Source organism: Streptomyces sp. NPDC048473 (assembly GCF_043200155.1).
Lineage (GTDB): Bacteria > Actinomycetota > Actinomycetes > Streptomycetales > Streptomycetaceae > Streptomyces.
The window spans coordinates 42,285-66,646 of sequence record NZ_JBICXE010000020.1 but is presented as its reverse complement, the minus strand read 5'-3'; the positions used below and the strand labels follow the sequence as shown (position 1 = coordinate 66,646).

At 70.6% G+C, this 24,362-nt stretch carries 25 protein-coding genes; 17 read left to right on the top strand and 8 right to left on the bottom strand.

All coding sequences use genetic code 11. From position 1 onward, the window contains the following. Positions 1–58: 58 nt before the first annotated feature. The gene (locus ACGFU7_RS27945; protein WP_393699370.1) at positions 59–595 is read left to right on the top strand and encodes a hypothetical protein; all 537 of its coding nucleotides are present in this window, start codon (positions 59–61) and stop codon (positions 593–595) included. Positions 596–605: 10 nt separating this feature from the next. Here the strand turns inward: ACGFU7_RS27945 and ACGFU7_RS27940 are convergent, their stop codons facing one another. The 4 genes from ACGFU7_RS27940 to ACGFU7_RS27925 form a co-directional block, all read right to left on the bottom strand. Next, the gene (locus tag ACGFU7_RS27940; protein ID WP_393699251.1) at positions 606–980 is read right to left on the bottom strand and encodes a hypothetical protein; all 375 of its coding nucleotides are present in this window, start codon (positions 978–980) and stop codon (positions 606–608) included. Positions 981–1,052: 72 nt separating this feature from the next. Further along, positions 1,053–1,517 carry a roadblock/LC7 domain-containing protein gene (locus ACGFU7_RS27935; protein WP_393699250.1) on the bottom strand — a complete coding sequence of 155 codons (465 nt, stop codon included), beginning with the start codon at positions 1,515–1,517 and terminating at the stop codon, positions 1,053–1,055. 38 nt (positions 1,518–1,555) lie between these two features. Further along, the gene (locus ACGFU7_RS27930) at positions 1,556–2,335 is read right to left on the bottom strand and encodes a winged helix-turn-helix domain-containing protein (RefSeq protein ID WP_393699249.1); all 780 of its coding nucleotides are present in this window, start codon (positions 2,333–2,335) and stop codon (positions 1,556–1,558) included. Beyond that, positions 2,332–2,754: a hypothetical protein gene (locus tag ACGFU7_RS27925; protein ID WP_393699248.1), complete on the bottom strand. Its 423-nt coding sequence runs from the start codon at positions 2,752–2,754 to the stop codon at positions 2,332–2,334. The genes ACGFU7_RS27930 and ACGFU7_RS27925 overlap by 4 nt, the downstream gene beginning before the upstream one ends. Before the next feature lie 260 nt (positions 2,755–3,014). Between ACGFU7_RS27925 and hutU the strand changes: the two genes are divergently transcribed. The 4 genes from hutU to hutI all read left to right on the top strand — a co-directional run bounded on the left by hutU (position 3,015) and on the right by hutI (position 8,624). Beyond that, positions 3,015–4,673 carry a urocanate hydratase gene (gene hutU / locus ACGFU7_RS27920; RefSeq protein WP_393699246.1) on the top strand — a complete coding sequence of 553 codons (1,659 nt, stop codon included), beginning with the start codon at positions 3,015–3,017 and terminating at the stop codon, positions 4,671–4,673. Positions 4,674–4,747: 74 nt separating this feature from the next. Then, positions 4,748–5,956, top strand: a complete 1,209-nt coding sequence (locus tag ACGFU7_RS27915; RefSeq protein ID WP_393699368.1) for an allantoate amidohydrolase — start codon at positions 4,748–4,750, stop codon at positions 5,954–5,956. Beyond that, the gene (locus ACGFU7_RS27910) at positions 5,947–7,332 is read left to right on the top strand and encodes a formimidoylglutamate deiminase (RefSeq protein WP_393699245.1); all 1,386 of its coding nucleotides are present in this window, start codon (positions 5,947–5,949) and stop codon (positions 7,330–7,332) included. The genes ACGFU7_RS27915 and ACGFU7_RS27910 overlap by 10 nt, the downstream gene beginning before the upstream one ends. Before the next feature lie 119 nt (positions 7,333–7,451). Continuing rightward, positions 7,452–8,624: an imidazolonepropionase gene (hutI, locus tag ACGFU7_RS27905; RefSeq protein ID WP_393699244.1), complete on the top strand. Its 1,173-nt coding sequence runs from the start codon at positions 7,452–7,454 to the stop codon at positions 8,622–8,624. Positions 8,625–8,872: 248 nt separating this feature from the next. Here hutI and ACGFU7_RS27900 read toward each other — a convergent pair whose 3' ends face one another. Beyond that, complete coding sequence (locus ACGFU7_RS27900; RefSeq protein WP_393699367.1) at positions 8,873–9,835, bottom strand: RNA polymerase sigma factor SigF; 963 nt, start codon at positions 9,833–9,835, stop codon at positions 8,873–8,875. A gap of 295 nt (positions 9,836–10,130) precedes the next feature. Here ACGFU7_RS27900 and ACGFU7_RS27895 point away from each other — a divergent pair, with 295 nt between their 5' ends. The 6 genes from ACGFU7_RS27895 (at position 10,131) to ACGFU7_RS27870 (ending at position 15,677) form a co-directional block, all read left to right on the top strand. Continuing rightward, positions 10,131–10,499, top strand: a complete 369-nt coding sequence (locus tag ACGFU7_RS27895; RefSeq protein ID WP_393699242.1) for an STAS domain-containing protein — start codon at positions 10,131–10,133, stop codon at positions 10,497–10,499. Between the two features lie 192 nt (positions 10,500–10,691). Then, on the top strand, positions 10,692–11,213 hold the full coding sequence (locus ACGFU7_RS27890; RefSeq protein WP_393699241.1) for an ATP-binding protein: 522 nt from the start codon (positions 10,692–10,694) through the stop codon (positions 11,211–11,213). 190 nt (positions 11,214–11,403) lie between these two features. Further along, positions 11,404–12,072: a peptidase gene (locus ACGFU7_RS27885; protein ID WP_393699239.1), complete on the top strand. Its 669-nt coding sequence runs from the start codon at positions 11,404–11,406 to the stop codon at positions 12,070–12,072. Between the two features lie 118 nt (positions 12,073–12,190). Continuing rightward, the gene (locus tag ACGFU7_RS27880; RefSeq protein WP_393699238.1) at positions 12,191–13,195 is read left to right on the top strand and encodes a hypothetical protein; all 1,005 of its coding nucleotides are present in this window, start codon (positions 12,191–12,193) and stop codon (positions 13,193–13,195) included. Beyond that, on the top strand, positions 13,192–14,310 hold the full coding sequence (locus ACGFU7_RS27875) for a hypothetical protein (RefSeq protein WP_393699237.1): 1,119 nt from the start codon (positions 13,192–13,194) through the stop codon (positions 14,308–14,310). The genes ACGFU7_RS27880 and ACGFU7_RS27875 overlap by 4 nt, the downstream gene beginning before the upstream one ends. 38 nt (positions 14,311–14,348) lie before the next feature. Then, positions 14,349–15,677, top strand: a complete 1,329-nt coding sequence (locus ACGFU7_RS27870) for a hypothetical protein (RefSeq protein ID WP_393699365.1) — start codon at positions 14,349–14,351, stop codon at positions 15,675–15,677. A gap of 102 nt (positions 15,678–15,779) precedes the next feature. Here the strand turns inward: ACGFU7_RS27870 and ACGFU7_RS27865 are convergent, their stop codons facing one another. Then, complete coding sequence (locus ACGFU7_RS27865) at positions 15,780–17,270, bottom strand: oligopeptide:H+ symporter (RefSeq protein ID WP_393699235.1); 1,491 nt, start codon at positions 17,268–17,270, stop codon at positions 15,780–15,782. Between the two features lie 492 nt (positions 17,271–17,762). On the opposite strand from ACGFU7_RS27865, the gene ACGFU7_RS27860 reads away from it, so the two are divergent. Together ACGFU7_RS27860 and ACGFU7_RS27855 are read left to right on the top strand one after the other, a co-directional pair. Continuing rightward, the gene (locus tag ACGFU7_RS27860) at positions 17,763–18,440 is read left to right on the top strand and encodes a response regulator transcription factor (protein ID WP_327367803.1); all 678 of its coding nucleotides are present in this window, start codon (positions 17,763–17,765) and stop codon (positions 18,438–18,440) included. A 15-nt stretch (positions 18,441–18,455) separates the two neighbouring features. Further along, positions 18,456–19,721, top strand: a complete 1,266-nt coding sequence (locus tag ACGFU7_RS27855) for an ATP-binding protein (protein WP_393699233.1) — start codon at positions 18,456–18,458, stop codon at positions 19,719–19,721. A 17-nt stretch (positions 19,722–19,738) separates the two neighbouring features. On the opposite strand, the gene ACGFU7_RS27850 is transcribed toward ACGFU7_RS27855, so the two are convergent. Further along, positions 19,739–20,263 carry a GtrA family protein gene (locus ACGFU7_RS27850; protein ID WP_393699231.1) on the bottom strand — a complete coding sequence of 175 codons (525 nt, stop codon included), beginning with the start codon at positions 20,261–20,263 and terminating at the stop codon, positions 19,739–19,741. A gap of 174 nt (positions 20,264–20,437) precedes the next feature. Between ACGFU7_RS27850 and ACGFU7_RS27845 the strand changes: the two genes are divergently transcribed. The 3 genes from ACGFU7_RS27845 to ACGFU7_RS27835 are packed head-to-tail and all read left to right on the top strand — an operon-like array spanning position 20,438 to position 23,348. Then, positions 20,438–21,589, top strand: a complete 1,152-nt coding sequence (locus ACGFU7_RS27845; RefSeq protein ID WP_393699230.1) for a 5-(carboxyamino)imidazole ribonucleotide synthase — start codon at positions 20,438–20,440, stop codon at positions 21,587–21,589. Beyond that, positions 21,586–22,125: a 5-(carboxyamino)imidazole ribonucleotide mutase gene (purE, locus tag ACGFU7_RS27840; RefSeq protein ID WP_393699228.1), complete on the top strand. Its 540-nt coding sequence runs from the start codon at positions 21,586–21,588 to the stop codon at positions 22,123–22,125. Before ACGFU7_RS27845 ends, purE begins: the two co-directional genes overlap by 4 nt. 11 nt (positions 22,126–22,136) lie before the next feature. Beyond that, positions 22,137–23,348 carry a dipeptidase gene (locus tag ACGFU7_RS27835; protein WP_393699226.1) on the top strand — a complete coding sequence of 404 codons (1,212 nt, stop codon included), beginning with the start codon at positions 22,137–22,139 and terminating at the stop codon, positions 23,346–23,348. 31 nt (positions 23,349–23,379) lie between these two features. Here the strand turns inward: ACGFU7_RS27835 and ACGFU7_RS27830 are convergent, their stop codons facing one another. After that, positions 23,380–23,742, bottom strand: coding sequence for a VOC family protein (locus ACGFU7_RS27830; protein WP_393699225.1), 363 nt, complete (start codon positions 23,740–23,742; stop codon positions 23,380–23,382). Positions 23,743–23,847: 105 nt separating this feature from the next. Here ACGFU7_RS27830 and ACGFU7_RS27825 point away from each other — a divergent pair, with 105 nt between their 5' ends. Continuing rightward, a complete protein-coding gene (locus ACGFU7_RS27825; RefSeq protein ID WP_393699223.1) occupies positions 23,848–24,360 on the top strand; it encodes a CGNR zinc finger domain-containing protein in 513 nt (170 codons plus the stop codon). Positions 24,361–24,362 lie beyond the last annotated feature (2 nt).

Sequence of the window (24,362 nt, the reverse complement as noted above, 5' to 3'; positions counted from 1 at the left end):
CAGAGGAGCTGCCGGAAGGGGCACGGACGTGGGGCGCGAAGCGCAGTCGTTGGCGAGGGTGGCCGTGATCGTACGGGCCGGAGCGGCACCGCTGTGGTGGCCGGGACTGCTCGCCGCGGCGATCGGCGCACTGGTGCCGGGGCTCACCGGACGCCGGATCGGGCTGCTGGCCGGAGCGGCGCTGTTCCTGATCACCGCGGCCGTGGTGGCGCTCGTACGCAGCCGGCGGTACGCGGAACTGGCCAGGGGCGCCACCCGCGCCGGGCGGTCCGACTTTCTCCAGGACCGGGCCGTGACCGTACGCAACTGGCGGCGCGGGCACCGGTGGTGGCTGCTCGGGGCGTTCCTCGTAGCGGTGGCGAGCGCGTTCGCGCTGCCCGGGGCCGGCGGGCTGGTGCTCGCGGGCGCGGGGGCCGGGCTCTGGATCAAGGCCGTCAGGATCGGGCAGCGTGAGCGCCGGGACGACGCCCTGTACTGGGTGCGGACCGACTGGGCGGAGCGCGGGCGGCCCGCGGGCAAGCAGGTGAAGGGGTATCGGACGACCGGTCCGATGGCGGGTGACGCCGCGCCCGGCGGGGCACGGCGCCTGCGCTGAGGCCGCCGGGTCAGACCTCCAGCTCGGCCTCGATCCGCTTCAGCTGGTGGCGGGCCATCGCCAGGTTGGCGCGGCCCGAGTCCAGCACCAGGTACAGGAACAGGCCGTTGCTTCCGCGGGCCTTGAGCAGCCGGATCAGGTGGTACTGGGTGCCGAGCGTGATCAGGATGTCCTCGATCTCGTCCTGGAGGCCGAGGTGTTCCATGGTGCGGAGCTTGGAGCGTACGACATCGGTGTTGCCCGCGGCCGCGACCTCCAGATTGAAGTCCTTGCCGCCGCCGACGGTGCCCAGCGCCATTCCGCTGGTGTAGTCGACGAGGGCGGCACCGAGGGTGCCCTCGATGGACGTCATCGCTTCCTTCAATGACGCTTCGGTGTTCGCCATGAGTGCTCGTTTCCTCTCCTGGTGGCCGGCCGAGGTGACCGGATCCGTCGGTTGTTTACGGGGCATGTGGTGTTACGTGCGGTGCGGCAGCGGTCCGGGCTGCGAGGGGTGCTGCTCGGGGGCGCGGGCCGGGGGCGCCGGGTGTGCGGCGCGTTCCAGTGCGGTGTCGACCAGTTCACCGATGCGGGTGCCGGCCCGGCGGCCCTCCAGATGGAGCCTGCCGACGTTGATCCGGTCCTCGGCCAGCAGCGTGAGGACGGCCGAGGAGCCTGCGGCGTAGGTCGCGATGTAGCCGGTCTCGCCCCGTACGAGAAGTTCACGGAAGCCGCCCCGGCCGGTCGCCTCCGCCATCCGGATCGCGACGCCGAGCCCGGCCGCGGTCAGCGCGGCGACGCCCTCCGCCTCCACGCCCGGGGTGTCATGGGCCAGGACGAGACCGTCGGTGCTGGCCGCCAGAGCGCCGGAGAGGAGTGGGACCCGGGCCCGTAACCGCTGGAGCTCGGCCAGGACATCCTGCGCTTCGGCCTCGGGCACCATCAACTGTCTCCTTCCGGCACGCTGTCTGAGCGCGCGTATCACAGGGCCTCCAATGCGTCTCGGAGCCGGCGCAGCAGCGCAACGTCGGAGTCGGCCGTGACCTCGGGGAGCGCGATCCGGCCGGAGTCGGCCGCGGCCGGCGACTCCCTTGCCGCTTCGACCAGTCCGGCCGCGGCCAGGCGCCGCAGATCGACCAGGACGTGGAACGCCGGCCTGCCCAGCTCCTGGGCGATGTCCGATGCGGTACGCGCCCCGTCCACGAGATCGAGCACGCGGCGCCGGCCGGGCGGGACGGGTGCGTCGACCCGATGGGCCGTCCGTACGAGCGGTGCGCTGTCGGTCACCGCGTCGGGCCAGATCCGCTCCAGCAGCTCCCGGCGCCGGAGCGTCTCGCGCTGCACGGCATCGACGGGGACGGGGCGGACGGGGCCGATCCAGTGGGAGACCCCGTAGCGGAAGCGGGCCGGGGTCCGGGTGGGGGCGAGCGCGAAGAACGCCGCGTCGTACAGCGCGCCCAGGTGGCACAGCTCCAGCGCCCCGCCGGGCACCCGCCCGCTGTCCACCAGATAGCGGCCGACCCGCTGCCCGGCGCCCGCCCTGGCGACCGCCTCCCACCAGCCGTCGCGGTGCAGGGCGCCGCCCGTGGTGAGCAGGACGTCGATGCCGGGCGTCGCCGGGCTCTCGGCGTGCACCACCTGGCCCTCTGCGAGATAGAGGGTGCCGCGGTCGCGCATCAGGGCGCCGGTGGCGCGTTCGGCGGCGAGGCGCTGCAGCATGGGCGAGAGGGCCGTGACCGGGGCGGGGGCGGTCGTTCTCATGCCAGGACCAGCCGCTCGGCCATCTCGCCCAGCCGTATCCGGGCGAGGGCCAGATTGCCTTCCGAGCGGTCGAGCCAGAGATGGACGAAGACGCTGCTGTCGAAGGCCGTCTCGACGAAGCGGAGGACGTGGTACCCGGCGCGGGTGGTGACGATGACGTCCTCCACCGGGGGCGGCGCTCCCGTAACGGCCTTTTCCGGTAACTCGGCTGACGGTCCGATGGCCTCCACCGCGAAGGCGGGCTGCTCGGCCGCCATTCTCGCGACCTCGGCCGTCTCCGCGGCGGTGGCCTCGTGGTCGCCGTTCGGCGATTCGCCGATGGTGCCGAGGGCGAGGCCGCTCGTCCAGTCGACCACCGCGGCGCCGCGGGCGCCGGGCAGCCTCATGACTTCGAGCAGGCACTCGTCGATTCCGGGCACGCGCACTCCCCTCCCGACGTGGCGTACGGCTGTGACCCCGAGGCTACGCAACGTGCTCGTCCCAGGTAGGGGTTCTGGCATTTTCCATAGGTACATGCGCAAGGGATCTTCGAAGTGCGCGCCGGAGCTGCGTCGGGGCGCCCTGTGCGCGGGGCGGTCCGGTGCTGTTCGTCCAAGCATCGGCGCGGGGCTGTTGACTACGAGTATTCAGACCAGCAGGATGTGAATAGAAGATTTACAAGTTGCGAGGAGGCATTGCCATGTCAGGACCCCGCCCCGTACGGGCACCGCGCGGTACGGAACTGAGCACCCTGGGATGGCAGCAGGAGGCCGCCCTGCGCATGCTGCAGAACAACCTCGACCCCGAGGTCGCCGAACACCCCGACAAGCTCGTCGTCTACGGCGGCACCGGCAAGGCGGCCCGGGACTGGCGCTCGTTCGACGCGATGGTGCGCACGCTCCAGACGCTCAAGCAGGACGAGACGATGCTCGTCCAGTCCGGGCGCCCGGTCGGCGTCATGCAGACGCACGAGTGGGCGCCGCGCGTACTGATCGCCAACTCCAACCTGGTGGGCGACTGGGCGAACTGGGAGGAGTTCCGCCGCCTGGAGGCGCTCGGGCTCACCATGTACGGCCAGATGACCGCCGGATCGTGGATCTACATCGGTACGCAGGGCATCCTGCAGGGCACGTACGAGACGTTCGCCGCCGTCGCGGCCAAGAAGTTCAACGGGACGCTGGCCGGCACGATCACCCTGACCGCCGGACTCGGCGGCATGGGCGGCGCCCAGCCGCTCGCGGTGACCATGAACGACGGCGTCGCGATCTGTATCGACTGCGACCCGCGCGCCATCGAGCGCCGCATCGAGCACCGCTACCTGGATGTGCGCGCCGACTCCCTGGAGCACGCGCTCCAGCTGGCCACCGAGGCCCGGGACGCCCGCAAGCCGCTCTCCATCGGTCTGCTGGGCAACGCGGCGGAGCTGCTGCCGCGGATGCTCGCCGAGGGTGCGCCGATCGACATCGTCACCGACCAGACCAGCGCGCACGACCCGCTCGCGTACCTCCCGCTCGGTGTCGACTTCGACGACATGGCCTCGTACGCCGCCGAGAAGCCCGCCGACTTCACGCAGCGCGCGCGGGAGTCGATGGCCAAGCACGTCGAGGCGATGGTCGGCTTCATGGACGCCGGGGCCGAGGTCTTCGACTACGGCAACTCGATCCGCGGTGAGGCCCAACTCGTCGGCTATGACCGGGCGTTCGACTTCCCGGGCTTCGTTCCCGCCTACATCCGGCCGCTCTTCTGCGAAGGCAAGGGGCCGTTCCGCTGGGCCGCGCTGTCCGGTGAGGCGTCCGACATCCACAAGACCGACAAGGCGATGCTCGAACTCTTCCCGGAGAACGAGTCGCTGCACCGCTGGATCAAGATGGCCGGCGAGCGCGTCCACTTCCAGGGACTGCCCGCCCGGATCTGCTGGCTTGGTTACGGCGAGCGCGACCGGGCCGGCGAGCGGTTCAACGACATGGTGGCTTCCGGCGAGCTGGCCGCTCCGCTGGCCATCGGGCGCGACCACCTGGACTGCGGCTCCGTGGCCTCCCCGTACCGGGAGACCGAGGCCATGCTCGACGGGTCCGACGCGATCGCCGACTGGCCGCTGCTGAACGCCATGGTCAATGTGGCGTCGGGGGCCTCCTGGGTCTCCATCCACCACGGCGGCGGCGTCGGCATGGGGCGCTCCATCCACGCCGGGCAGGTGACCGTCGCCGACGGTACGAAGCTGGCGGGCGAGAAGATCCGCCGGGTGCTCACCAACGACCCGGGCATGGGCGTCATCCGGCATGTCGACGCCGGGTACGACATCGCGGAGTCCGTCGCCGCGGACAAGGGCGTGCGCGTGCCGATGACGGAGGGGCAGTGACCCGGGAGGACGGCGGTGGGGCAGTGACCCGGGAAAGGGGCGGAGCCGGGAACGGCGCACCGTCGTTCCAGGCCATGTGGCGCGAACTCCTGCCGGTCGGCCTGCACCAGGACAGCGGCGGCTACCGCCGCTACGCCTGGACCGGGGCCGATGCCGACTGCCGCGCCTGGTTCCGGGCGCAGGCCGAGGCGCGCGGGCTCACCTACGAGGTCGACCGGAACGGCAATCAGTGGGCCTGGCTCGGTGACCCCCTCGCCGGGGATGCCGTCGTCACCGGATCGCATCTCGACTCCGTACCGGACGGCGGCGCCTTCGACGGGCCGCTCGGTGTGATCTCCTCCTTCGCCGCGCTGGACGAACTTCGCCGCAGGGGAGCGGAGTTCACCCGGCCGCTGGCCATCAGCAACTTCGGCGACGAGGAGGGAGCCCGTTTCGGGCTCGCCTGTGTGGGCTCCCGGCTCGCCGCCGGACAGCTGACCGCCGAGGCGGCGCACCGGCTCCGCGACGGTGACGGCATCACCCTGCCGCAGGCCATGGAGGCGGCCGGATACGACCCCGACGCCATCGGCCCGGACCCCGAACGGCTCGCCCGTATCGGTGCGTTCGTCGAGCTCCATGTCGAGCAGGGGCGCGCCCTCGACCTCACCGGCGACCCGGTCGGCATCGCCTCCGCGATCTGGCCGCACGGGCGCTGGAGGTTCGACTTCCGGGGCGAGGCCAACCACGCGGGCACCACCCGGCTGGCCGACCGGCGCGACCCGATGCTCACGTACGCCGAGACCGTGCTGGCCGCCCGCCGCGAGGCGGAGCTCGCCGGAGCCGTCGCCACCTTCGGCAAGATCAGCGTCGAACCGAACGGTGTCAACGCCATCCCCTCCCTCGTCCGCGGCTGGCTCGACTCCCGCGCCGCCGACCAGGACCGCCTCGACGCCGTGGTCGGCGGCATCGAGCGGGCCGCCCGGGAACACGCCGAGCGGGCCGGGATCGACCTCGATGTCGTACGGGAGTCCTTCACGCCCGTCGTGGAGTTCGAGCACGCCCTGCGCGACGAGCTCGGCAAGATCCTGACGGGCCGGGGCGACGCCGACCGCGCCGTACCCGTCCTCGGTACCGGCGCCGGACACGACGCGGGTATTTTGTCCGCTTCGGTCCCTACCGCCATGCTGTTCGTACGGAACCCCACCGGGATCTCGCACTCGCCGGCCGAACACGCCGCCGAGGACGACTGCGTGGCCGGGGTGATCGCTCTCGCCGATGTACTGGAAGGTCTCGCGTGCAGCTGACAACGGAGCCGACGGGCAGGCCCGTCACCGTGACGTACTGGTTGTCCCACGCCTGGCTCGGCACCCATGTCGAGCCGGGCGTCGCCCTGGACGTGTCCGGCGGACTCATCGCGGGCGTCCGTACCGGCGTCGCCACCCCGCCGCCGGGCGCCACCGTGCTGCGCGGGCTCACCCTTCCCGGGCTCGCCAACACCCACTCGCACGCCTTCCACCGCGCCCTGCGCTCCACCGTCCAGGTCGGCTCCGGCACCTTCTGGACCTGGCGCGAGACCATGTATCAGATCGCCTCCCGGCTCACCCCCGATTCGTACTACGACCTCGCCCGTGCCGTGTACGCCGAGATGGCCCTGGCCGGCATCACCGCGGTCGGCGAATTCCACTATCTGCACCACGCGCCGGGCGGCACCCCGTACAGCAACCCGAACGCGATGGGCGAGGCGCTGATCGCGGCGGCGGGCGAGGCCGGTATCCGGATCACGCTGCTGGACACCGCCTATCTCTCCGCCGGATTCGGCCGGCGCCCCACCCAGTACCAGGAGCCCGACCCGCATCAGCTGCGCTTCTCCGACACCACCGCGGATGCCTGGGCCGAACGCGCCTCCCTCCTCAAGGGCGGCGACCACGCCCTGATCGGCGCGGCCATCCACTCCGTACGCGCCGTCCCCGCCGCACAGCTCGCCACCGTGGCCGCCTGGGCCGAGGAGCGGCAGGCCCCGCTCCATGTCCACCTCTCCGAGCAGACCGCGGAGAACGACGCCTGCCTTGCCGCCCACGGCTGCACGCCCACCCGGCTCCTCGCCGACCACGGGGTCCTCGGCCCGCGCACCACCGGCATCCACAACACCCACCTCACCGGCGAGGACATCGCGCTCCTCGGCTCCTCGGCGACCGGCACCTGCATGTGCCCCACCACGGAACGCGACCTCGCGGACGGAATCGGTCCCGCCGTCGCCCTCCAGCGCGCCGGCTCGCCGCTCTCCCTCGGCAGCGACAGTCACGCCGTGATCGACCTCTTCGAAGAGGCCAGGGCGATGGAGCTCAACGAACGCCTGCGCACCCGGGTGCGCGGTCACTGGACGGCGGCCGCGCTGCTGCGCGCCGCGACCGTCGACGGACATGCCGCGCTCGGCCGGCCCCGGGCGGGCACCCTCGAACCCGGTGCACCCGCCGATCTGGCGACCGTCGCCCTGGATTCCGTCAGAACAGCGGGACCGGTGCCCCGGCTTGCTGCCGAAGCAGCCGTATTCGCCGCCTCCGCAGCTGATGTGCGGCACACGGTCGTGGCAGGCCGGCACATCGTCCGCGACGGGCAGCACACGCTGGTCGAGGACGTCCCCGCAGCGCTCGCCTCGGCCATCGGCGCACTGCACCGCTGAGCGCACCGACCCGGAGACCGTCGATCCGGAGACCACCGTGCGGGGCGCCCTGACCGGCGCCCCGCAAGCCCGACGACAGGCCGCCCCGCAAGCCGATACACAAGGAGAGCAGTCTCCCGATGACGACGACCGCCATCACCAACATCGCCAGTCTGGTCACCAACGACCCCTCCCTCCGCGCGGATTCCCCCCTGGGTCTGATCCAGGACGCGGCCGTCGTCATCGAGGGCGACCGGGTCGTCTGGACCGGTGAGTCAAGCAAAGCACCCGCCACTGACAACGCCGTCGACGCGGGCGGCCGGGCGGCGATCCCCGGCTTCGTCGACTCCCACTCCCACCTCCTGTTCGCGGGCGACCGCACCGAGGAGTTCAACGCCCGGATGTCCGGCCGCCCCTACAGCGCGGGCGGCATCCGGACCACGGTCGCCGCCACCCGCGCCGCCACCGACGACGAACTCTCCGCCAACGTCGCCCGCTACCTCGCCGAGGCGCTGCGCCAGGGCACCACCACCTTCGAGACCAAGTCCGGCTACGGCCTCACCGTCGAGGACGAGGCCCGCGCCCTGCGCATCGCGGCCCGGCACACCGAAGAGGTCACCTACCTCGGCGCCCACATCGTCTCCCCGGACTACGCCGACGACCCGGCCGGCTACGTCGGCCTGGTCACCGGAGCGATGCTCGACGCCTGTGCCCCGTACGCCCGTTGGGTCGACGTCTTCTGCGAGAAGGGCGCCTTCGACGGCGACCAGGCCCGCGCGATCCTGACCGCGGGCATGGCGAAGGGCCTGCACCCCCGCGTCCACGCCAACCAGCTCAGCTACGGTCCCGGCGTCCAGCTCGCCGTCGAGCTCGACGCCGCGTCCGCCGACCACTGCACCCACCTCACGGACGCGGACGTCGATGCCCTGGCCCAGGGCAACACCGTCGCCACCCTGCTCCCCGGCGCCGAGTTCTCCACCCGCGCCACCTGGCCGGACGCCCGCCGCATCCTCGACGCGGGCGCCACCGTCGCGCTCTCCACCGACTGCAACCCGGGCTCGTCGTTCACGTCGTCCATGCCCTTCTGTATCGCCCTCGCCGTACGCGACATGGGCATGACCCCGGACGAAGCCCTCTGGTCCGCCACCGCGGGCGGCGCGGCGGCCCTGCGCCGTACGGACATCGGCCGCATCGCCCCCGGCGCCCGCGCCGACCTGGTCCTCCTCGACGCGCCCAGCCACGTCCACCTCGCCTACCGGCCCGGCGTTCCGCTGGTCCACGCGGTCTGGCAGCACGGCCGACGCGTCGTCTGATCCCTGGTCACTACGGCCGGGAACCCGTGATGCGGCGCCCGTGACACGGTGCCTGTGACGCGGCGCCCGTGACACGGTGCCTGTGACGCGGCGCCCGTGACACGGTGCCTGTGACGCGGCGCCCATGACACGGTGCCCGTGACGCGGCGTCAAACATGCGGAAGGACCCGCCCTTTACCGGGCGGGTCCTTCCGCAAGGGGCTCGCGGTGCGCCGCGCAGGTGTTCCACGGGCACGCGACGGTCCCGTTCACTCCTCCAGCGTCAGGCCCCTCCGGAGCTTGACCAGCGTGCGGGAGAGCAGCCGCGACACATGCATCTGGGAGATGCCCAGCTCCTCACCGATCTCCGACTGCGTCATGTTGGCGACGAACCGGAGCGAGAGGATCGTGCGGTCGCGGCGCGGCAGTGAGGCGATCAGCGGCTTCAGGGACTCGACGTACTCAATGCCCTCGAGTCCGTGGTCCTCGTAGCCGATACGGTCCGCCAGCGCGCTTTCGTGCTCGTCCTCCTCGGGCTTGGCGTCCAGCGAGCTCGCGGTGTACGCGTTGCTCGCGGCCATGCCCTCGACGACCTCGTCATTGGTGATGCCGAGGCGGTCGGCGAGCTCGCCCACGGTGGGTGAACGGTCCAGCTTCTGGGCGAGCTCGTCGCCCGCCTTGGCCAGGTCGAGCCGCAGCTCCTGCAGTCGGCGCGGGACGCGCACGGACCAGCTGGTGTCGCGGAAGAAGCGCTTGATCTCACCGACGATGGTCGGCATCGCGAACGTCGGGAACTCGACGCCCCGGCTGAGCTCGAAGCGGTCGATCGCCTTGATCAGGCCGATGGTGCCGACCTGGATGATGTCCTCCATCGGTTCGCTGCGGGAGCGGAACCGGGAGGCGGCGAACTTGACCAGGGCCAGGTTCAGTTCGACGAGCGTATTGCGGACGTACGAGTACTCGTGGGTGCCCTCTTCGAGGGATTCGAGCCGCCCGAAGAGCGTCTTCGACAGGGCCCTGGCATCCAGCGGCCCCACCTCGTTGTAGGGCGGGATCTCGGGAAGTCCTTCGAGACCGTCGGTGATGCCGTAATCATCGACGCCGATGACGTCGGTGCTGCTGCTGCGCGTGCCGTCTCCGGCGTTCGCGGCAGGGGAGTCTGAGTGGGTCAGTCCCTGAGGACATGCTGACGTCGCATCGTGGGTACGCGGTCCGTCGAGCCGGGGTGACATGGTCGCCTCCATCGTTCTCGGCATATGGCTGCCGATGCCCATACGTGTTTCCTGCGGTGAAGCGGCGCCTCCAAAGCCGGCCGTGTTTTGGGTGTCCCCCTACCCTTACCCGGTCCGGACGGGCAGTTACAAGCTCTAATTGTGGCTATTTGTCCTGTTTGTTGAGGTCTTCGGGTACCACGTGGCGTACGGAACGCGTACTGTTTCAAGAACGTCAGCGACGGCTACATCGAATCTGCGCACGCTAAGACGCAGACAGTGACGCAGGCAGTGACGACGGCGAAGAGGGACGGGCATGGACCGCGGGACGGTCGGCAGTGCGAACCGGGGTCGACTTCATGTCGAGACCCGTACCGAGGGGCGCAGCGAGGTCGTGACGCCGGTGGGTGAGCTGGATCACCACACGGCGGATCTGCTGCGGGAACCCCTGGAGAGCGCGGTCGAGCAAGGGCGAGTGCGCCTGGTGGTCGACTGCTCGCGACTCGAATTCTGTGATTCCACCGGGCTCAATGTGCTGCTCGGTGCCCGCCTCAAGGCGGAGGCGGCCGGGGGAGGGGTCCATTTGGCCGGAATGCTGCCGGTGGTGGCGCGGGTCTTCGAGATCACCGGGGCCGAGGCGGTCTTCACCGTCCACGACTCCCTCGAAGCGGCCCTGGATACGTGATCGTGGCGCGTTTCGCGGCCCCGGGTGCCTCATGTGTTGCCCGTGTCACGCGATCCGCGTAGATGAAGTGGGTGTTGTCACGATTCGGCCGGGCAGAAGACATCCGGCGGAGCCGTGGGCGCCCCGCGCACTCTGTATCTGTACTTGTAACTGTTCAATGGCGACATGGTGAATCGGTGAGGTGAAGCGCTGATGAGCACCACCCGGCAGCATCCGCCGGGCGACCGCGGCCGCGAGCCGGAGGACGCCGGCGTGGGCGCACGCGCGGACGCGGGCGCCGGTGCGGCCTCCCCCGAGCCGGCCGAGCGGCAGTGGCGCACGTTGTCGCTGAGGGGAGTCGCCGGCATCGTGCCGACGGCCCGCGACTTCGCCCGCCAGGCGCTTCACGACTGGGGCTGGCTCCCCGCCACGAGCGCCGACGGACGGGCCGCAGCCGAGGACGTCCTGCTGGTCGTCTCCGAGCTGGTCACCAACGCCTGTCTGCACGCGGACGGCCCCGAGGAACTGCGTATCGCCTGCACGGCGAAGGTGCTCCGGGTGGAGGTCGTCGACTCGGGTGCGGGACAGCCCGCGCCGCGCACCCCGCACCGGGCCGGCCGGCCCGGTGGGCACGGCATGTTCATCGTGCAGCGACTCTGTTTGGACTGGGGCGTCCTGCGGGTGGCGGGCCGAGCAGGCAAGACCGTCTGGGCGGAACTGGCGGCCCCCGCGTAGTCCCTCGTTCGGGACATGGGGCGCACGGCCCCGCATTTGCACCTTTGAAGAGCGCGCCGGATCGGCGCGCTCTTTGTCTTCCCTCCACAAGGCCCCAGGCGTACCTTGAGCGCCCGATCTGATGTGTCGTCAGTAACTTGCGTCGGTGAGAGCCGGCGCGCGGCGACTTCCGGCATGAGGGGAACTCAAGGTGTCCTACCAGAAGCGAACAGCTCTCGCGCTGGCGTCCGCGCTGGCGGGCACGGTGGTGCTGATGGCCGCGCCCGCCGCCCACGCCACGGTCGTGGACGTCGACTATCAGTGCAAGACCCCGATCGGGGACAAGAGTGCCGTGTCTCCCATCGACATCAAGAGCGTCAAGAGCGGCGGCGGCTACAAGCTCACGATGTCTTTCCAGAAGGGCGTCTCGTCCAGCCCCGTCGAACTGGGCAAGGGTGCGATGAACCCCAGCGCGGTCATCAAGGTGGGGGGCGCCGACCCGGGCCAGGTCCAGGTCTCCGGCGCGCCGAACTCCGCGGCCATACCCGCCAACACCCCCATCAAGATCAGTGACCTGTCGGGTACGTACACCCCGAAGAAGAGCGGCAAGGTCGACTTCACCGCCGGTGTGCTGACCATCAAGGCGCTCGGCACGACCACGACCTGCACCCCCTCCAACAACCCGGGGCCATCGCTCCAGCTCGATGTGACGGCCGCGGGCAACGCACAGAGCACCCCGGACAACGGCGGGCAGCTGCCGAAGACCGGTCCGCTCGACTCGGCCGTGGCGCTCGGCACGCTCGGCGGCACGGTGCTGCTGACCGGTGCGGCCGGGGTGCTCTGGCTGACCAGGCGCGGGCAGGGAGCCGTGGGCCGATAGGGCGTTTCCTCCGGACCGGGCCGCATCCGGAAGAAACACCCGGCCCACGATTCCGCCGGATCCGCAAGAAAGGCCGCGTCCCACGATCCCGCCGCCGTCACGCACCAGGGAGCCGCCCATGCCGTCGTCGACCGGCCACGCCGCCCGACTCGCCCTCGCCGTACTGCTGTTCACCTTGGCCATGACCCCGGTGGCCGGTGCCGCGGCCCGGACGCCGACGCCCGCGAGCACCACGTCGTGGACGGCGCAGCCCGTGGTGAGCGGTTTCGGCACGGACGGCGGCAGACCGTACTTCTACCTGGAGGGCGCGCCCGGCACCGTCCTCCAGGACCGGCTCTCCGTCACCAACTCCGGCAGGGCCCCGGTCACCGTGCGGCTGCGCGGCGCCGATGCGTACAACGCCGAGGACGGCGGCTTCGCGGTACGCGGCGGCAAGGGCTCCACCGGGACCGGCGCCTGGCTGCGTACGGCCGCCGCCGAAGTGACCGTGCCGGCCCGCACCCGCGCCGATGTGCCGTTCTCCGTCACGGTGCCCATGACCGCGACGCCCGGCGACCACCCCGGCGCCATCGTCGTGCAGAGCGGCGACCGCTCGGTGGGCGTACGAGTCCAACTGCGGGTCGGCGGGCCGACGCTGGCCGCGCTCACCGTCGAGGACGTCACCGTGTCCGGGCGGACCATCCACTACACGCTGGTCAACCGCGGCAACGCGGTCCTGACCCCGCGCCTTGCCGTCGCCGCCGACGGGGTGTTCGGGACGCTGCTGCGGCGCGAGGCCCGGACGCTGCCGGTGGAACTGCTGCCCGGACAGCGCGTCAGGCTCAGTGAACCCTGGCGGGACGCCCCGGCCCTCGACTCGGTGACCGTACGGCTGCGCGTCACGGCGGCGGGCGGCGCGCACAGCGAGGCGACGGCCCGTGCGGTCTTCGTCCCGTGGGCGCCGGTGACCGGCGGCGCGCTGCTGCTCCTGGCCGCCGTTGCCGCGGGCGCGTACGCGTACCGGCTCCGGCGCTCACGCAGACGGCCGGCGGGCGATGGCGACGGCGGCTGGTCCGGACCGTCCTCGGGAGATCAACAGCACTTCGGAAGAAGGCACTTGGTGAAGGCGGGAGCGGAATCGTGACTGGACAGGCCGGACCGGCATCACACTGGAGCGGCAGCCACCGGTGGGCGGCCGCGCTGCTCGGCGCACTGCTGCCCGCCCTGCTGATGCTCTCCGCGACCGGCGCCGACGCGACGGGCACGAGGGCCGCGGACGCCAAGCCCGTGGTCACCCTCTCCAAGCAGCAGGCCGGCAAGGGCGGTGAGATCACCGCCAAGGGCAGCGGATGGCGCCCGGACACGCTGCTGATGTTGCTGGTCTGCGGACAGTCCACGCCGGACCGCGGTGTGATCGGCGGCACCAACTCCTGCGCCAACGCCGAGGGCCGGGCCGTCACCACCGGCACCAAGGGCGACTTCAGCAAGAAGATGCCGGTTGCCGAGCCGCCCGCACCCTGCCCCTGCGTGGTGCATGTCGCCACCGTCACCGGGGAACAGGCCACCGCCGACGCCGTGTTCGCCGTCGCCGGCCACCCGGTGGCCGCGCTGCCGAAGGAGACCGAGGGCGGCAGGCTCGCGGTGCTGGCCACCACCCGGCTGGAGGGCGACAGCGGAATCCTCACCTGGTTCGGCGCCCCGCCCTCCCGGCAGCTGGTCTTCACCGTGGGCAACCTCGGCTCCGCTCCCGTCAAGGACCCGGTCTTCCAGGTCGGCACCGCGCACGGCGTCTTCGCCCCGCAGTGGGAGGAGCGGCAGTGGCGCGGCACCATCGAGTCCGGCCGCAAGGCGCAGATCAAGCTGCCGGTCGAACTGACGGCGGGCGCCCACGGCGACTACCAGGTCTCGCTGAAGTACGGCAGCAAGGTGCTGGCCGAACAGCCGTGGGGGGTCGGCCGCCCCTGGGGCGTCACGCTCTTCTGGATCCTGCTGTGCGTCGTCGTACCGGCCGCGGTGTTCCGGATCGGCATGACGATCGTCGACAAGGTACGGCCCCGCACCTCGCGCACCCCGGTCCGCGCCGGGCGCCACCGCCACCCACAACTGGCCGATGTGACCGCCAGGCTTCCGAAGCTGCGCCGCGCACCGGCGCCCGCCGAGAGCCCCACGGCTCCGCCCACGACCACGGCCGCGCTGCCGTGGTTCACACCTGATTCCGCACCGTCAGAGAACAGACCGACGACGAAGGGACATTCGTGAGTACGCAACGCAGGACGGTCGCGGCGGGAGTCGCGATGATGCTCGGCGGCGCGGGCATGCTGCTGGCCGCGAGCCCGGCGCAGGCCGCCGACATCTCGTACAAGACGGAGTGCATTCCCCCGCCCATCTCCGGACTGCCTCCCGTGCAGGGCACCACCAAGGTGCAGCTGACCGCGCCGGCCGAGGCGAAGGTCGGGGACAGCGTCGAGGTGGTGTGGAAGACGGTCGAGGCCGCTTCCAGGAACCCCGACGTCCTCGACCTGGAGAAGGACACGGTCAAGCCGACCGGCACCATCAAGGTGGGCGGCGCGGCCACGGGCACCCTGCAGATGGAAGGGCCGCGGCAGAACCCGCCGATCCCCAAGAACAGCGCCATGGTGCTGCCCGACATGAAGGGCACGCTCAAGCTGGAGAAGGCCGGTGAGATCACGCTGACACCGGACGCGTACAACATCAACGTCTCCAAGCCGATCTCCACGGACACCAAGTGCACCCCGAAGGAGACGGTGCAGCCGGGCGCCACCATCAAGGTCACGGACGGCGGCGGATCCACGACCGGGGGTGGTACGACGAGCGGCTCCACCACCGGTTCCACCACCGCGGGCGGTACGACGACCGCGGGCGGTACGACCGCCGGTGGCACGGACTCCGGGGGCACGACCGCGGGCGGTACCGACGCGGGCGGCACCACCTCGGGCTCCGGCGGCGGCAGCGGCCAGACCGACTTCCCCGGCAAGGAGGTCTCGGTCAACTTCACCTGTACGTCCCCGGGACCGCCCGACATCGCCTCCAAGGTGACGATCAACGCCAAGAAGAGCGGCGGGAGTTACGCGCTCACGGTCAAGACGGCCAAGGGTGTGATGGACAGCCCCGCCGCGCTGCCCGCCGGTGCGCTCAAGCCGTCCATGGACGTCGTTATCGGCGGCGCCGACAAGGGCTCGGTGAAGGTCACCGGACCCGCCAACGCCGAACCGCTGGAGCAGGGCAAGCCGGTCGATCTGTCCGACATGACCGGCACCTACAAGCCGGGCGCGTCCGGGAAGTCCACGCTCAGCCCCGGCACCCTGACGATCGATGTCACCCTGGGCTCCTCGAAGATCAACATCCCCTGCAAGGTCAAGGGTTCGGTGACCCCGTCGCTGGAACTCGACACCACGGCTCAGCAGGGCGGAGCCACCGGTGGCACCACCACGGGCTCCACCGGCTCCACGGCCGGCGGCACGGACTCCGGCGGCGGACTGGCCGCCACCGGGGCCGAGGACAACGGCACCCTGCGCGCACTCGGCCTGGTCGCGGGGACGGCGATCCTGCTGGGCGGCGCCGTGTTCACCTTCACCCCGTGGCGCAGGCTGCGCGGCACCCGGTGAGCTGAGCTCCGTACGGATACACGCGTAGGGATGGACACATGCGAAGGGCCGCTGCGCCGACGTGTCGGTGCAGCGGCCCTTCGTACAGCCGGGTTCAGTGCGTCAGTGCACGTCGCCCATGAGCTGCTTGACCTTGCCGCGGTACATGAAGATCGCGACACCCGCGGCCACGGCGAGGGCGGCCTGCAGTGCGACCACGCCGGTGCCGTTGAGCTCCACACCCGCGATGGAGAGCAGACCCGTGGTGCAGTCACCGGCGGTGACGGCCAGGAACCAGACACCCATCATCTGGCTGGCGTACTTGGCCGGAGCCATCTTCGTGGTGACGGAGAGACCCACCGGGGACAGTGTCAGCTCGGCGACCGTCTGGACGAAGTAGATCGCGACCAGCCACATCGCGGCGGCCTTGTGGCCGTCGGTCGCGATCGTCAGCGGCATCAGGAAGAGGAAGAACGACGCACCGACCAGCACCAGGCCGGAGCTGAACTTCACGATGGTGCTGGGCTCCTTGCCGCGGCGGTTCAGCGACAGCCAGAAGGCGGCGAAGAGCGGCGCCAGCGCCATGATCAGGACCGGGTTGACCGACTGGTACCAGGAGACCGGGAAGTTCCAGCCGAGGACACTGTTTTCGGCCGAGGAGTCGGCGAAGATCGCGAGCGTCGAACCGCCCTGGTCGTAGATCATCCAGAAGATGGCGGCGGCGACGAAGAACCAGATGTAGCCGGACATCTTCGACTGCTCGGTGGCGCTGAGTTCCTTGTCGCGCTTGATGCGCGCCAGGACGACGACCGGAATGATCAGGCCCGCGACGGTGATGGGGACCAGGATCCAGTTGAGCGTGTAGACGCCGGTGACGACCGTGATGATGTAGAAGACGGCCGCGACGGCCAGCCAGATCATGCCCTTGCGCAGCGTGCTCGCCCGCTCGGCGGCGGACAGCGGCTTCGGGACGACGAGGCTGCGCTCGTTCAGGTGGCGGGTGCCCATCATGAACTGGGCGAGGCCCAGCCCCATGCCGACCGCGGCGAGCGCGAAGCCCAGGTGCCAGTTGACGTTCTCACCGACGGTGCCGATGATCAGCGGCGCCGCGAAGGCACCCGCGTTGATGCCCATGTAGAAGATCGTGAAGCCACCGTCGCGGCGCGGGTCGTCCGGGCCGTCGTAGAGGTGGCCGACCATCGTCGAGATGTTGGACTTCAGTAGACCGGAGCCGATGGCGACCAGTCCGAGACCGGCGAAGAAGGTGCCCTGCGAGGGCAGCGCCAGCGCCAGGTGGCCGATCATGATGATCGTACCGGCGACGGCGACGGTCTTGCGGGGACCCCAGACACGGTCGCCGAACCAGCCGCCGGGCATGGCGAGCAGGTAGACCAGCGACAGGTAGACCGAGTAGATCGCCGTGGCCGTGGCCGGGTTCATGTGAAGCCCGTTGGGGGCGATCAGGTAGAGGGGGAGCAGGGCCCTCATGCCGTAGTAGCTGAAACGCTCCCACATCTCGGTCATGAAGAGAGTGGCCAGGCCGCGGGGGTGGCCGAAGAAGGTCTTCTCGGAACCGGAAGTACTGGCCGAGTCCTTCGTCAGGCTGGACGCCATGGTCGATCCTTGCTTGCTCGGGACGCGACGCCTCGTGAGCGTTACGCGCCCGGTGGGGGGAGGCCGGCACCGGCACGGCCACGCCCCACCCCCACGCCTGACAGGGGATTCGTCCCGACCGCCGGACTCATCGAGGAGCCGGCTGAAGGAGACGGGGGACCGACCGCATCGGGATCCACGCCCGGTGCGCATCCTCGCGCTCCGGGCCCGGCCACAGGTCATTCACTGAATTCACGGCTGGCGGGTACCAGCCGGCAGAACAAAAGAGACCCTCGGCGCTAAAAGCTGCCCAAGGGTCCTTGAGTAGTGCTACAGGCGTCGAGCAACCATACGACACGACACAGCCGGATATGAATGGACTTGAGAGATGGATCACAGGTAGCGGTGGAGCCACACTCCCATATTCGAAGGTCCCTCTCCGTTTTCCTTGCGGACCCGCAGGGCTTTTCGATCACCTCACAGCACCCGCCCTGCGCGGACTACCATCACTCCATGACCCGTGTACTGCTCGCCGAGGACGACGCATCCATCTCGGAGCCGCTGGCCCGCGCCCTGCGTCGGGAGGGTTACGAGGTCGAGGTCCGCGAAGACGGTCCGACCGCTCTCGACGCCGGCCTCCAGGGCGGAATCGACCTGGTCGTACTCGACCTGGGCCTGCCCGGGATGGACGGCCTCGAAGTTGCCCGCAGGCTCCGTGCCGAAGGCCACACCGTGCCGATCCTGGTGCTGACCGCCCGCGCCGACGAGGTGGACACCGTCGTCGGCCTGGACGCGGGCGCCGACGACTACGTCACCAAGCCCTTCCGCCTGGCCGAATTGCTCGCCCGCGTCCGGGCCCTGTTGCGCCGCGGCGCCACCGAGCCCGCTCCGCAGCCCGCCACCCACGGCGTCAGGATCGACGTCGAGTCGCACCGGGCCTGGATGGGCGATGAGGAACTCCAGCTCACCGCCAAGGAGTTCGACCTGCTGCGGGTCCTGGTCCGCGACGCCGGCCGGGTCGTCACCCGTGACCAGCTGATGCGCGAGGTCTGGGACACCACCTGGTGGTCGTCGACCAAGACCCTCGACATGCACATCTCCTGGCTCCGCAAGAAGCTCGGCGACGACGCGGCCAACCCTCGCTACATCGCGACCGTACGGGGCGTCGGCTTCCGCTTCGAGAAGAGCTGACGTACAGAAGCACTCATGCGCCGCAGACTGATCAACTCCACGCTCGCCGTGGTGCTCGTGGTGATCGCCGTCTTCGGCGTCTCCCTCGTCATCGTCGAGAGCCGCACCATCAGCAACAGCGCCCAGGAGAGCGTCGACTCCGAGGCGCTGCGGCTGATCAGCGTCGTCGAGAGCCGGCTCCTGGGGGCGGAGCGGATCAACTCCACTCTGCTGGCCGGGCAGATCTCCAGCAAGCGCTACGCACTGGTCAAGATCCCCGGACGCGCCCCCCTCGAAGTCGGTACACGTCCCACCGGCAGGGTGATCACCAGCACCGCCGAGGGGGAGCAGGGCGAGCGCGTCACCGTCGAGGAGTCCAGCTCCGCCGTCACCCGTGAGGTCGGCCGCACCCTGATGATCATCGGTGCCGTGGCGCTGCTGGCCATCGTCTCGGCCGTGCTCCTCGCCGTACGCCAGGCAAACAAACTGACCTCGCCGCTGACCGACCTCGCCGAGACCGCCGAACGCCTGGGCTCCGGCGATCCGCGCCCGCGCCACAAGCGGTACGGAGTGCCGGAACTGGACCGGGTCGCCGACGTCCTGGACTCCTCCGCCGAACGGATCGCCCGGATGCTGACCGCGGAACGCCGGCTGGCCGCCGATGCCTCACACCAGCTCCGTACGCCGCTGACCGCGCTCTCCATGCGGATCGAGGAGATCTCGGTCACCGACGACCCGGACACGGTGAAGGAGGAGGCGAACATCGCCCTCACCCAGGTCGAGCGGCTCACCGACGTGGTGGAGCGGCTGCTGACCAACGCCCGCGATCCGCGTACCGGCTCCGCCGTCGTCTTCGACCTCGACGAGGTCGTCAAGCAGCAGATCGAGGAGTGGCGCCCGGCCTACCGGAGCGAGGGCCGTGCCATCGTCCGCTCCGGAAAGCAGGGGCTGCGGGCCGTCGGTACGCCGGGCGCGGTCGCCCAGGTACTGGCCGCACTGATCGAGAACTCACTGATGCACGGCGGCGGTACGGTCGCGCTGCGCACCCGGGTCACCGGCAATCAGGCGGTGATCGAGGTCACGGACGAGGGTCCGGGCGTGCCCCCCGACCTCGGCGCCAGGATCTTCGAGCGGACGATCAGCGGCCGCAACTCCACCGGCATCGGCCTCGCGGTGGCCAGGGACCTCGCGGAGGCGGACGGCGGACGCCTCGAACTGCTCCAGCAGCAGCCGGCGGTCTTCGCCCTGTTCCTGAGCCGGGTGGCCCTGAGCAGACAGGAACCGGAACGCCCGGTGCGGTGAGCGTGTGCGGCGGGCGGCTACCGCCGCACCGAATCGACCTCGACCCGCGGCGCCTGCTCCGTACGCCCCTGCTTCAGGAACCCCTCCGCGCTCAGCACGGTCTCCTTCGCGGGCAGCGCCTTGAACACCCACGTCCGGTAGGACCAGAACCGGAACAGCGTCGCGATGCCGATCCCGAGGATCTTGAAGACATTGCTCTGGACCGGGCTGGTCCACCCGAACCCGTACGTCGCCGCGTACAGCACACCGGTCTCGATGACCGCACCCACCGCACTGAACAGCAGGAACAGCGTCAGCTCGCGGGCCCGTCCGCTCTTGTCACGGTCCCGGTACGTCCAGTAGCGGAAGCCGACGTAGTTGAAGAGGATGGCGACGAGCGTCGCCAGCAGACCTGCCCGCACCACCTGAAGGTCGGTGGTGCGCCAGAGCAGGTTGGATACGGCGATATTGACCACCAGGCCGAGTGCGCCGACCGCGCCGAACTTGGCGACCTCCCGGGCCAGCAGATCCAGCCGGGTCCGCAGTGCGCCCCGTTCGCTCATGGTGATCGCTCAGCCCATCTGTCGGTTACGTCAACCCAGTCATGCTATCCAGCCCGTCCAGGGGTTGCCTGTGGATGCCCTGTCAGGTGTGGCGATGCTGTGACGTGCCCGCCGCTGCGGGGCAGGCGGAGGGCATCGTCGGAAGATCACCGGGGCGGCGGATACCCTGGAGGAGTGACGTTCCCGGTAGTCGGCATGGTCGGTGGCGGTCAGCTCGCCCGTATGACCCACGAGGCGGGCATCCCCCTCGGCATCAAGTTCAAGCTCCTCAGTGACACTCCCCAGGACTCGGCGGCCCAGGTGGTGAGCGAAGTCGTCGTCGGCGACTATCGCGACCTGGACACGCTGCGTGCCTTCGCGCGCGGCTGTGACGTGATCACCTTCGATCACGAGCACGTACCGACCGAACACCTGCGGGCCCTGGAGGCGGACGGCATTCCCGTACGCCCGGGACCCGATGCGCTGGTGCACGCCCAGGACAAGGGGGTGATGCGTGCGAAGCTCACCGAGGTCGGCGCGCCCTGCCCCCGCCACCGCATCGTGAAGGACCCGGCCGACGTCGTGGCCTTCGCGGAAGAGGTCGGGGGCTTCCCCGTCATCCTCAAGACGGTCCGCGGCGGCTACGACGGCAAGGGCGTCTGGGTGGTCCGCTCCGAGGCGGACGCGGCCGGCCCCTTCCGGGCCGGCGTCGCGGTCCTCGCCGAGGAGAAGGTCGACTTCGTACGGGAGCTGGCGGCCAATATCGTCCGCTCGCCGCACGGCCAGGCCGTCGCCTACCCGGTCGTCGAGTCGATCCAGGTCGACGGGGTCTGCGACACGGTCATCGCCCCGGCCCCGGAGCTGGACGAGCGGCTCGCGGGCGAGGCCCAGCAGCTCGCTCTCCGTATCGCCTCCGAGCTCGGCGTCATCGGCCACCTCGCCGTCGAACTCTTCGAGACACGTGGACCCGACGGGAAGCCCGGCATCCTGGTCAACGAGCTGGCCATGCGCCCGCACAACTCCGGGCACTGGACCCAGGACGGCGCGATCACCTCGCAGTTCGCCAACCACGTCCGGGCCGTCCTGGACCTCCCGCTCGGCGACCCGCGCCCCCGCGCCATCTGGACGGTCATGTCCAATGTGCTCGGCGGCGACTACCCGGACATGTACCAGGCGTATCTGCACTGCATGGCCCGCGACCCGCAGCTCAAGATCCACATGTACGGCAAGGACGTGAAGCCCGGCCGCAAGGTCGGACACGTCAACACCTACGGCGACGACCTGGCGGACGTGCGCGAGCGCGCCCGGCACGCGGCCGACTACCTGCGAGGAACGATCACCGAATGACTTCCCCCGCCACCGCCGCGCCGGTCGTCGGCATCGTCATGGGCTCGGACTCCGACTGGCCCGTCATGGAAGCAGCGGCCAAGGCCCTCGACGAGTTCGAGATCCCCTACGAGGTCGACGTCGTCTCCGCCCACCGCATGCCGCGCGAAATGATCGCGTACGGGGAGAACGCGGCGGACCGCGGCCTCAAGACGATCATCGCGGGTGCGGGCGGTGCTGCCCACCTGCCCGGCATGCTCGCCTCCGTCACCCCGCTGCCGGTCATCGGCGTGCCGGTCCCGCTGAAGTACCTGGACGGCATGGACAGCCTGCTCTCCATCGTGCAGATGCCCGCCGGTGTCCCGGTCGCGACCGTCTCGGTCGGCGGCGCACGCAACGCGGGCCTGCTCGCCGCACGCATCCTCGCCGCCCACGACAGCGAGCTGCAGGCCCGTATGAACGAGTTCCTGCAGGAGCTGAACGACCAGGCGACGGAGAAGGGCAAGCGGCTGCGCAGCAAGGTCGAGGGCGCCGACTCCTTCGGTTTCGGGAAGTAGGCGTGGCGTCTATGGGTCATTTGGAACAGGCCGCGGAACTCCTTGCCGAGTACCCCGTCGTCGACGGCCACAACGATCTGCCGTGGGCGCTGCGCGAACAGGTCGGCTACGACCTGGACGCCCGTGACATCGCCACCGACCAGTCCGCCCATCTGCACACCGACATCCCGCGGCTGCGTGCGGGCGGCGTCGGCGCCCAGTTCTGGTCCGTCTACGTACGGTCCGACTTCGCGGGCGACGAAGCCGTCAGCGCCACCCTCGAACAGATCGACGTGGTCACCGAGCTGCTGGAGCGCTACCCCGCGGACCTGCGGCGCGCCCTGACCGCCGACGACATGGAGACGGCCCGCGCCGAGGGCCGTATCGCCTCCCTGATGGGTGCCGAGGGCGGCCACTCCATCAACAACTCGCTGGGCACCCTGCGCGCCCTGCACACCCTGGGCGTCCGCTACATGACGCTGACCCACAACGACAACATCGCGTGGGCGGACTCGGCGACGGACGAGCCGGGCGTCGGCGGTCTCTCGCCCTTCGGCCACGAGGTCGTACGGGAGATGAACCGCACCGGCATGCTGGTGGACCTCTCCCATGTGGCGGCCACCACGATGCGCGACGCGCTCGACACCTCCACGGCGCCGGTGATCTTCTCGCACTCCTCGTCGCGCGCGATCTGCGACCACCCGCGCAACATCCCCGACGACGTCCTCGGCCGGCTCCCGGCCAACGGGGGCATCGCCATGGCGACCTTCGTACCGAAGTTCGTCCTCCCGGCGGCCGTCGCCTGGACCCACGCCGCGGACGAGAACATGCGCGCCCACGGCCTGCATCACCTCGACACCACCGCGCAGGCCATGAAGATCCACGCCGCCTTCGAAGCGGCCAGCCCGCGCCCGATGGCCACCGTGGCGACGATCGCCGACCACCTCGACCACATGCGCGAGGCCGCCGGGATCGACCACATCGGCATCGGCGGCGACTACGACGGCACCGCCTTCCTCCCGGAGGGCCTCCAGGACGTCGCGGGCTACCCGAACCTGATCGCGGAGCTGCTCGGCCGCGGCTGGTCCACCGCCGATCTCGCCAAGCTCACCTGGCAGAACGCGGTACGGGTGCTGCGTGACGCCGAGGACGTCGCACGCGAGCTGAGCACGCACCGGGCCCCGTCCCACGCCACGATCGAGCAGCTGGACGGCCGGGCCCCTTCACGCCCGTCCGGCAACTGAGGACAAAGACGCCACCGGACGCCCCCGGTAACTAACCCGCACACAGACAGAACGGGTGCCCCGCAGGATCCGCGTACACCCGGAAGCTCCGCTCCCGGTCCTTTGCATCCAGCACGGTCGCACCCAGCGCGAGCACCTCCCGCTCCGCCGCGTCCAGATCCGGCACGGTCAGATCCAGATGGAACTGCTGCGAGGCGTCCGGACGCGGCCACCGCGGCGGTACGAAGCCGGGCGCGGCCTGGAACGCGAGCGGTGTGGCCGCGCCGCCGGTCAGCTCCACCCAGTCCTCGCCGCCGTCCTCGACCTTCCCGCCGAGCAGCCCGGCGTAGAAACGGGCGAGCGCAACGGGGTCGGGGCAGTCCAGAACGACGGCACCCAGTGTGGCGACAGCCATGACACTTCCTCCTTCGAGTCCTTCGAGCACGGGCGGGTTACCCTTATTTCGCGTCAACAGGTAACCGTTACTGCATGCTGCCGCACTAGAGGTAACGTCGCAACCATGAATGCGAAGGATTCCGCGCCCGGTGGACTCGCGCTGATCGAGGCCCTGGTCAACACACTGGACATCGAGACCGGTGCGGACACTCTCGATACGGCGGACGGGCGTGCCGCCTTCTCTCTCGCCGAGCCGGATGTCCCGGACGCCCGCGCCCTGCGCGAGGCGCTCCGTACCGCCTGCCTCGCCCATGCCGGCCACCGCCCGCCGGACGGCGCCGCAGCGCCCCCGCTCGACCGGCTCCTCGCCGAAGCGCCCCTGCGCGTCACCGTGGACGCGGCGGGCGGCGCCTCACTGCGGCCCGCCGCCGAACCGGCCGGCCTGACCGCCCGCGTCGCGGCGGCCATCGCCACCGCGGCGGCCGACGGCACCTGGGCCCGGCTCAAGGCGTGCGAGGCCGAGGACTGCCAATGGGCCTATTACGACCGCAGCCCGGCGGGGCGCCGCCGCTGGTGTTCCATGTCGGTGTGCGGCGCCCGCGCCAAAATGCGCACCTATCGCGCGAAGCGCGGCTAGGA

Bases quoted from the DNA above. Each gene is read 5' to 3' on its own strand.
- ACGFU7_RS27940 (WP_393699251.1), bottom strand. From the start codon at position 980: ATGGCGAACACCGAAGCGTCATTGAAGGAAGCGATGACGTCCATCGAG.
- ACGFU7_RS27935 (WP_393699250.1), bottom strand. From the start codon at position 1,517: ATGGTGCCCGAGGCCGAAGCGCAGGATGTCCTGGCCGAGCTCCAGCGG.
- ACGFU7_RS27930 (WP_393699249.1), bottom strand. From the start codon at position 2,335: ATGAGAACGACCGCCCCCGCCCCGGTCACGGCCCTCTCGCCCATGCTG.
- hutU (WP_393699246.1), top strand. From the start codon at position 3,015: ATGTCAGGACCCCGCCCCGTACGGGCACCGCGCGGTACGGAACTGAGC.
- ACGFU7_RS27915 (WP_393699368.1), top strand. From the start codon at position 4,748: ATGTGGCGCGAACTCCTGCCGGTCGGCCTGCACCAGGACAGCGGCGGC.
- hutI (WP_393699244.1), top strand. From the start codon at position 7,452: ATGACGACGACCGCCATCACCAACATCGCCAGTCTGGTCACCAACGAC.
- ACGFU7_RS27900 (WP_393699367.1), bottom strand. From the start codon at position 9,835: ATGTCACCCCGGCTCGACGGACCGCGTACCCACGATGCGACGTCAGCA.
- ACGFU7_RS27895 (WP_393699242.1), top strand. From the start codon at position 10,131: ATGGACCGCGGGACGGTCGGCAGTGCGAACCGGGGTCGACTTCATGTC.
- ACGFU7_RS27890 (WP_393699241.1), top strand. From the start codon at position 10,692: ATGAGCACCACCCGGCAGCATCCGCCGGGCGACCGCGGCCGCGAGCCG.
- ACGFU7_RS27880 (WP_393699238.1), top strand. From the start codon at position 12,191: ATGCCGTCGTCGACCGGCCACGCCGCCCGACTCGCCCTCGCCGTACTG.
- ACGFU7_RS27870 (WP_393699365.1), top strand. From the start codon at position 14,349: ATGCTCGGCGGCGCGGGCATGCTGCTGGCCGCGAGCCCGGCGCAGGCC.
- ACGFU7_RS27865 (WP_393699235.1), bottom strand. From the start codon at position 17,270: ATGGCGTCCAGCCTGACGAAGGACTCGGCCAGTACTTCCGGTTCCGAG.
- ACGFU7_RS27860 (WP_327367803.1), top strand. From the start codon at position 17,763: ATGACCCGTGTACTGCTCGCCGAGGACGACGCATCCATCTCGGAGCCG.
- ACGFU7_RS27855 (WP_393699233.1), top strand. From the start codon at position 18,456: ATGCGCCGCAGACTGATCAACTCCACGCTCGCCGTGGTGCTCGTGGTG.
- ACGFU7_RS27850 (WP_393699231.1), bottom strand. From the start codon at position 20,263: ATGAGCGAACGGGGCGCACTGCGGACCCGGCTGGATCTGCTGGCCCGG.
- purE (WP_393699228.1), top strand. From the start codon at position 21,586: ATGACTTCCCCCGCCACCGCCGCGCCGGTCGTCGGCATCGTCATGGGC.
- ACGFU7_RS27835 (WP_393699226.1), top strand. From the start codon at position 22,137: ATGGGTCATTTGGAACAGGCCGCGGAACTCCTTGCCGAGTACCCCGTC.
- ACGFU7_RS27830 (WP_393699225.1), bottom strand. From the start codon at position 23,742: ATGGCTGTCGCCACACTGGGTGCCGTCGTTCTGGACTGCCCCGACCCC.
- ACGFU7_RS27825 (WP_393699223.1), top strand. From the start codon at position 23,848: ATGAATGCGAAGGATTCCGCGCCCGGTGGACTCGCGCTGATCGAGGCC.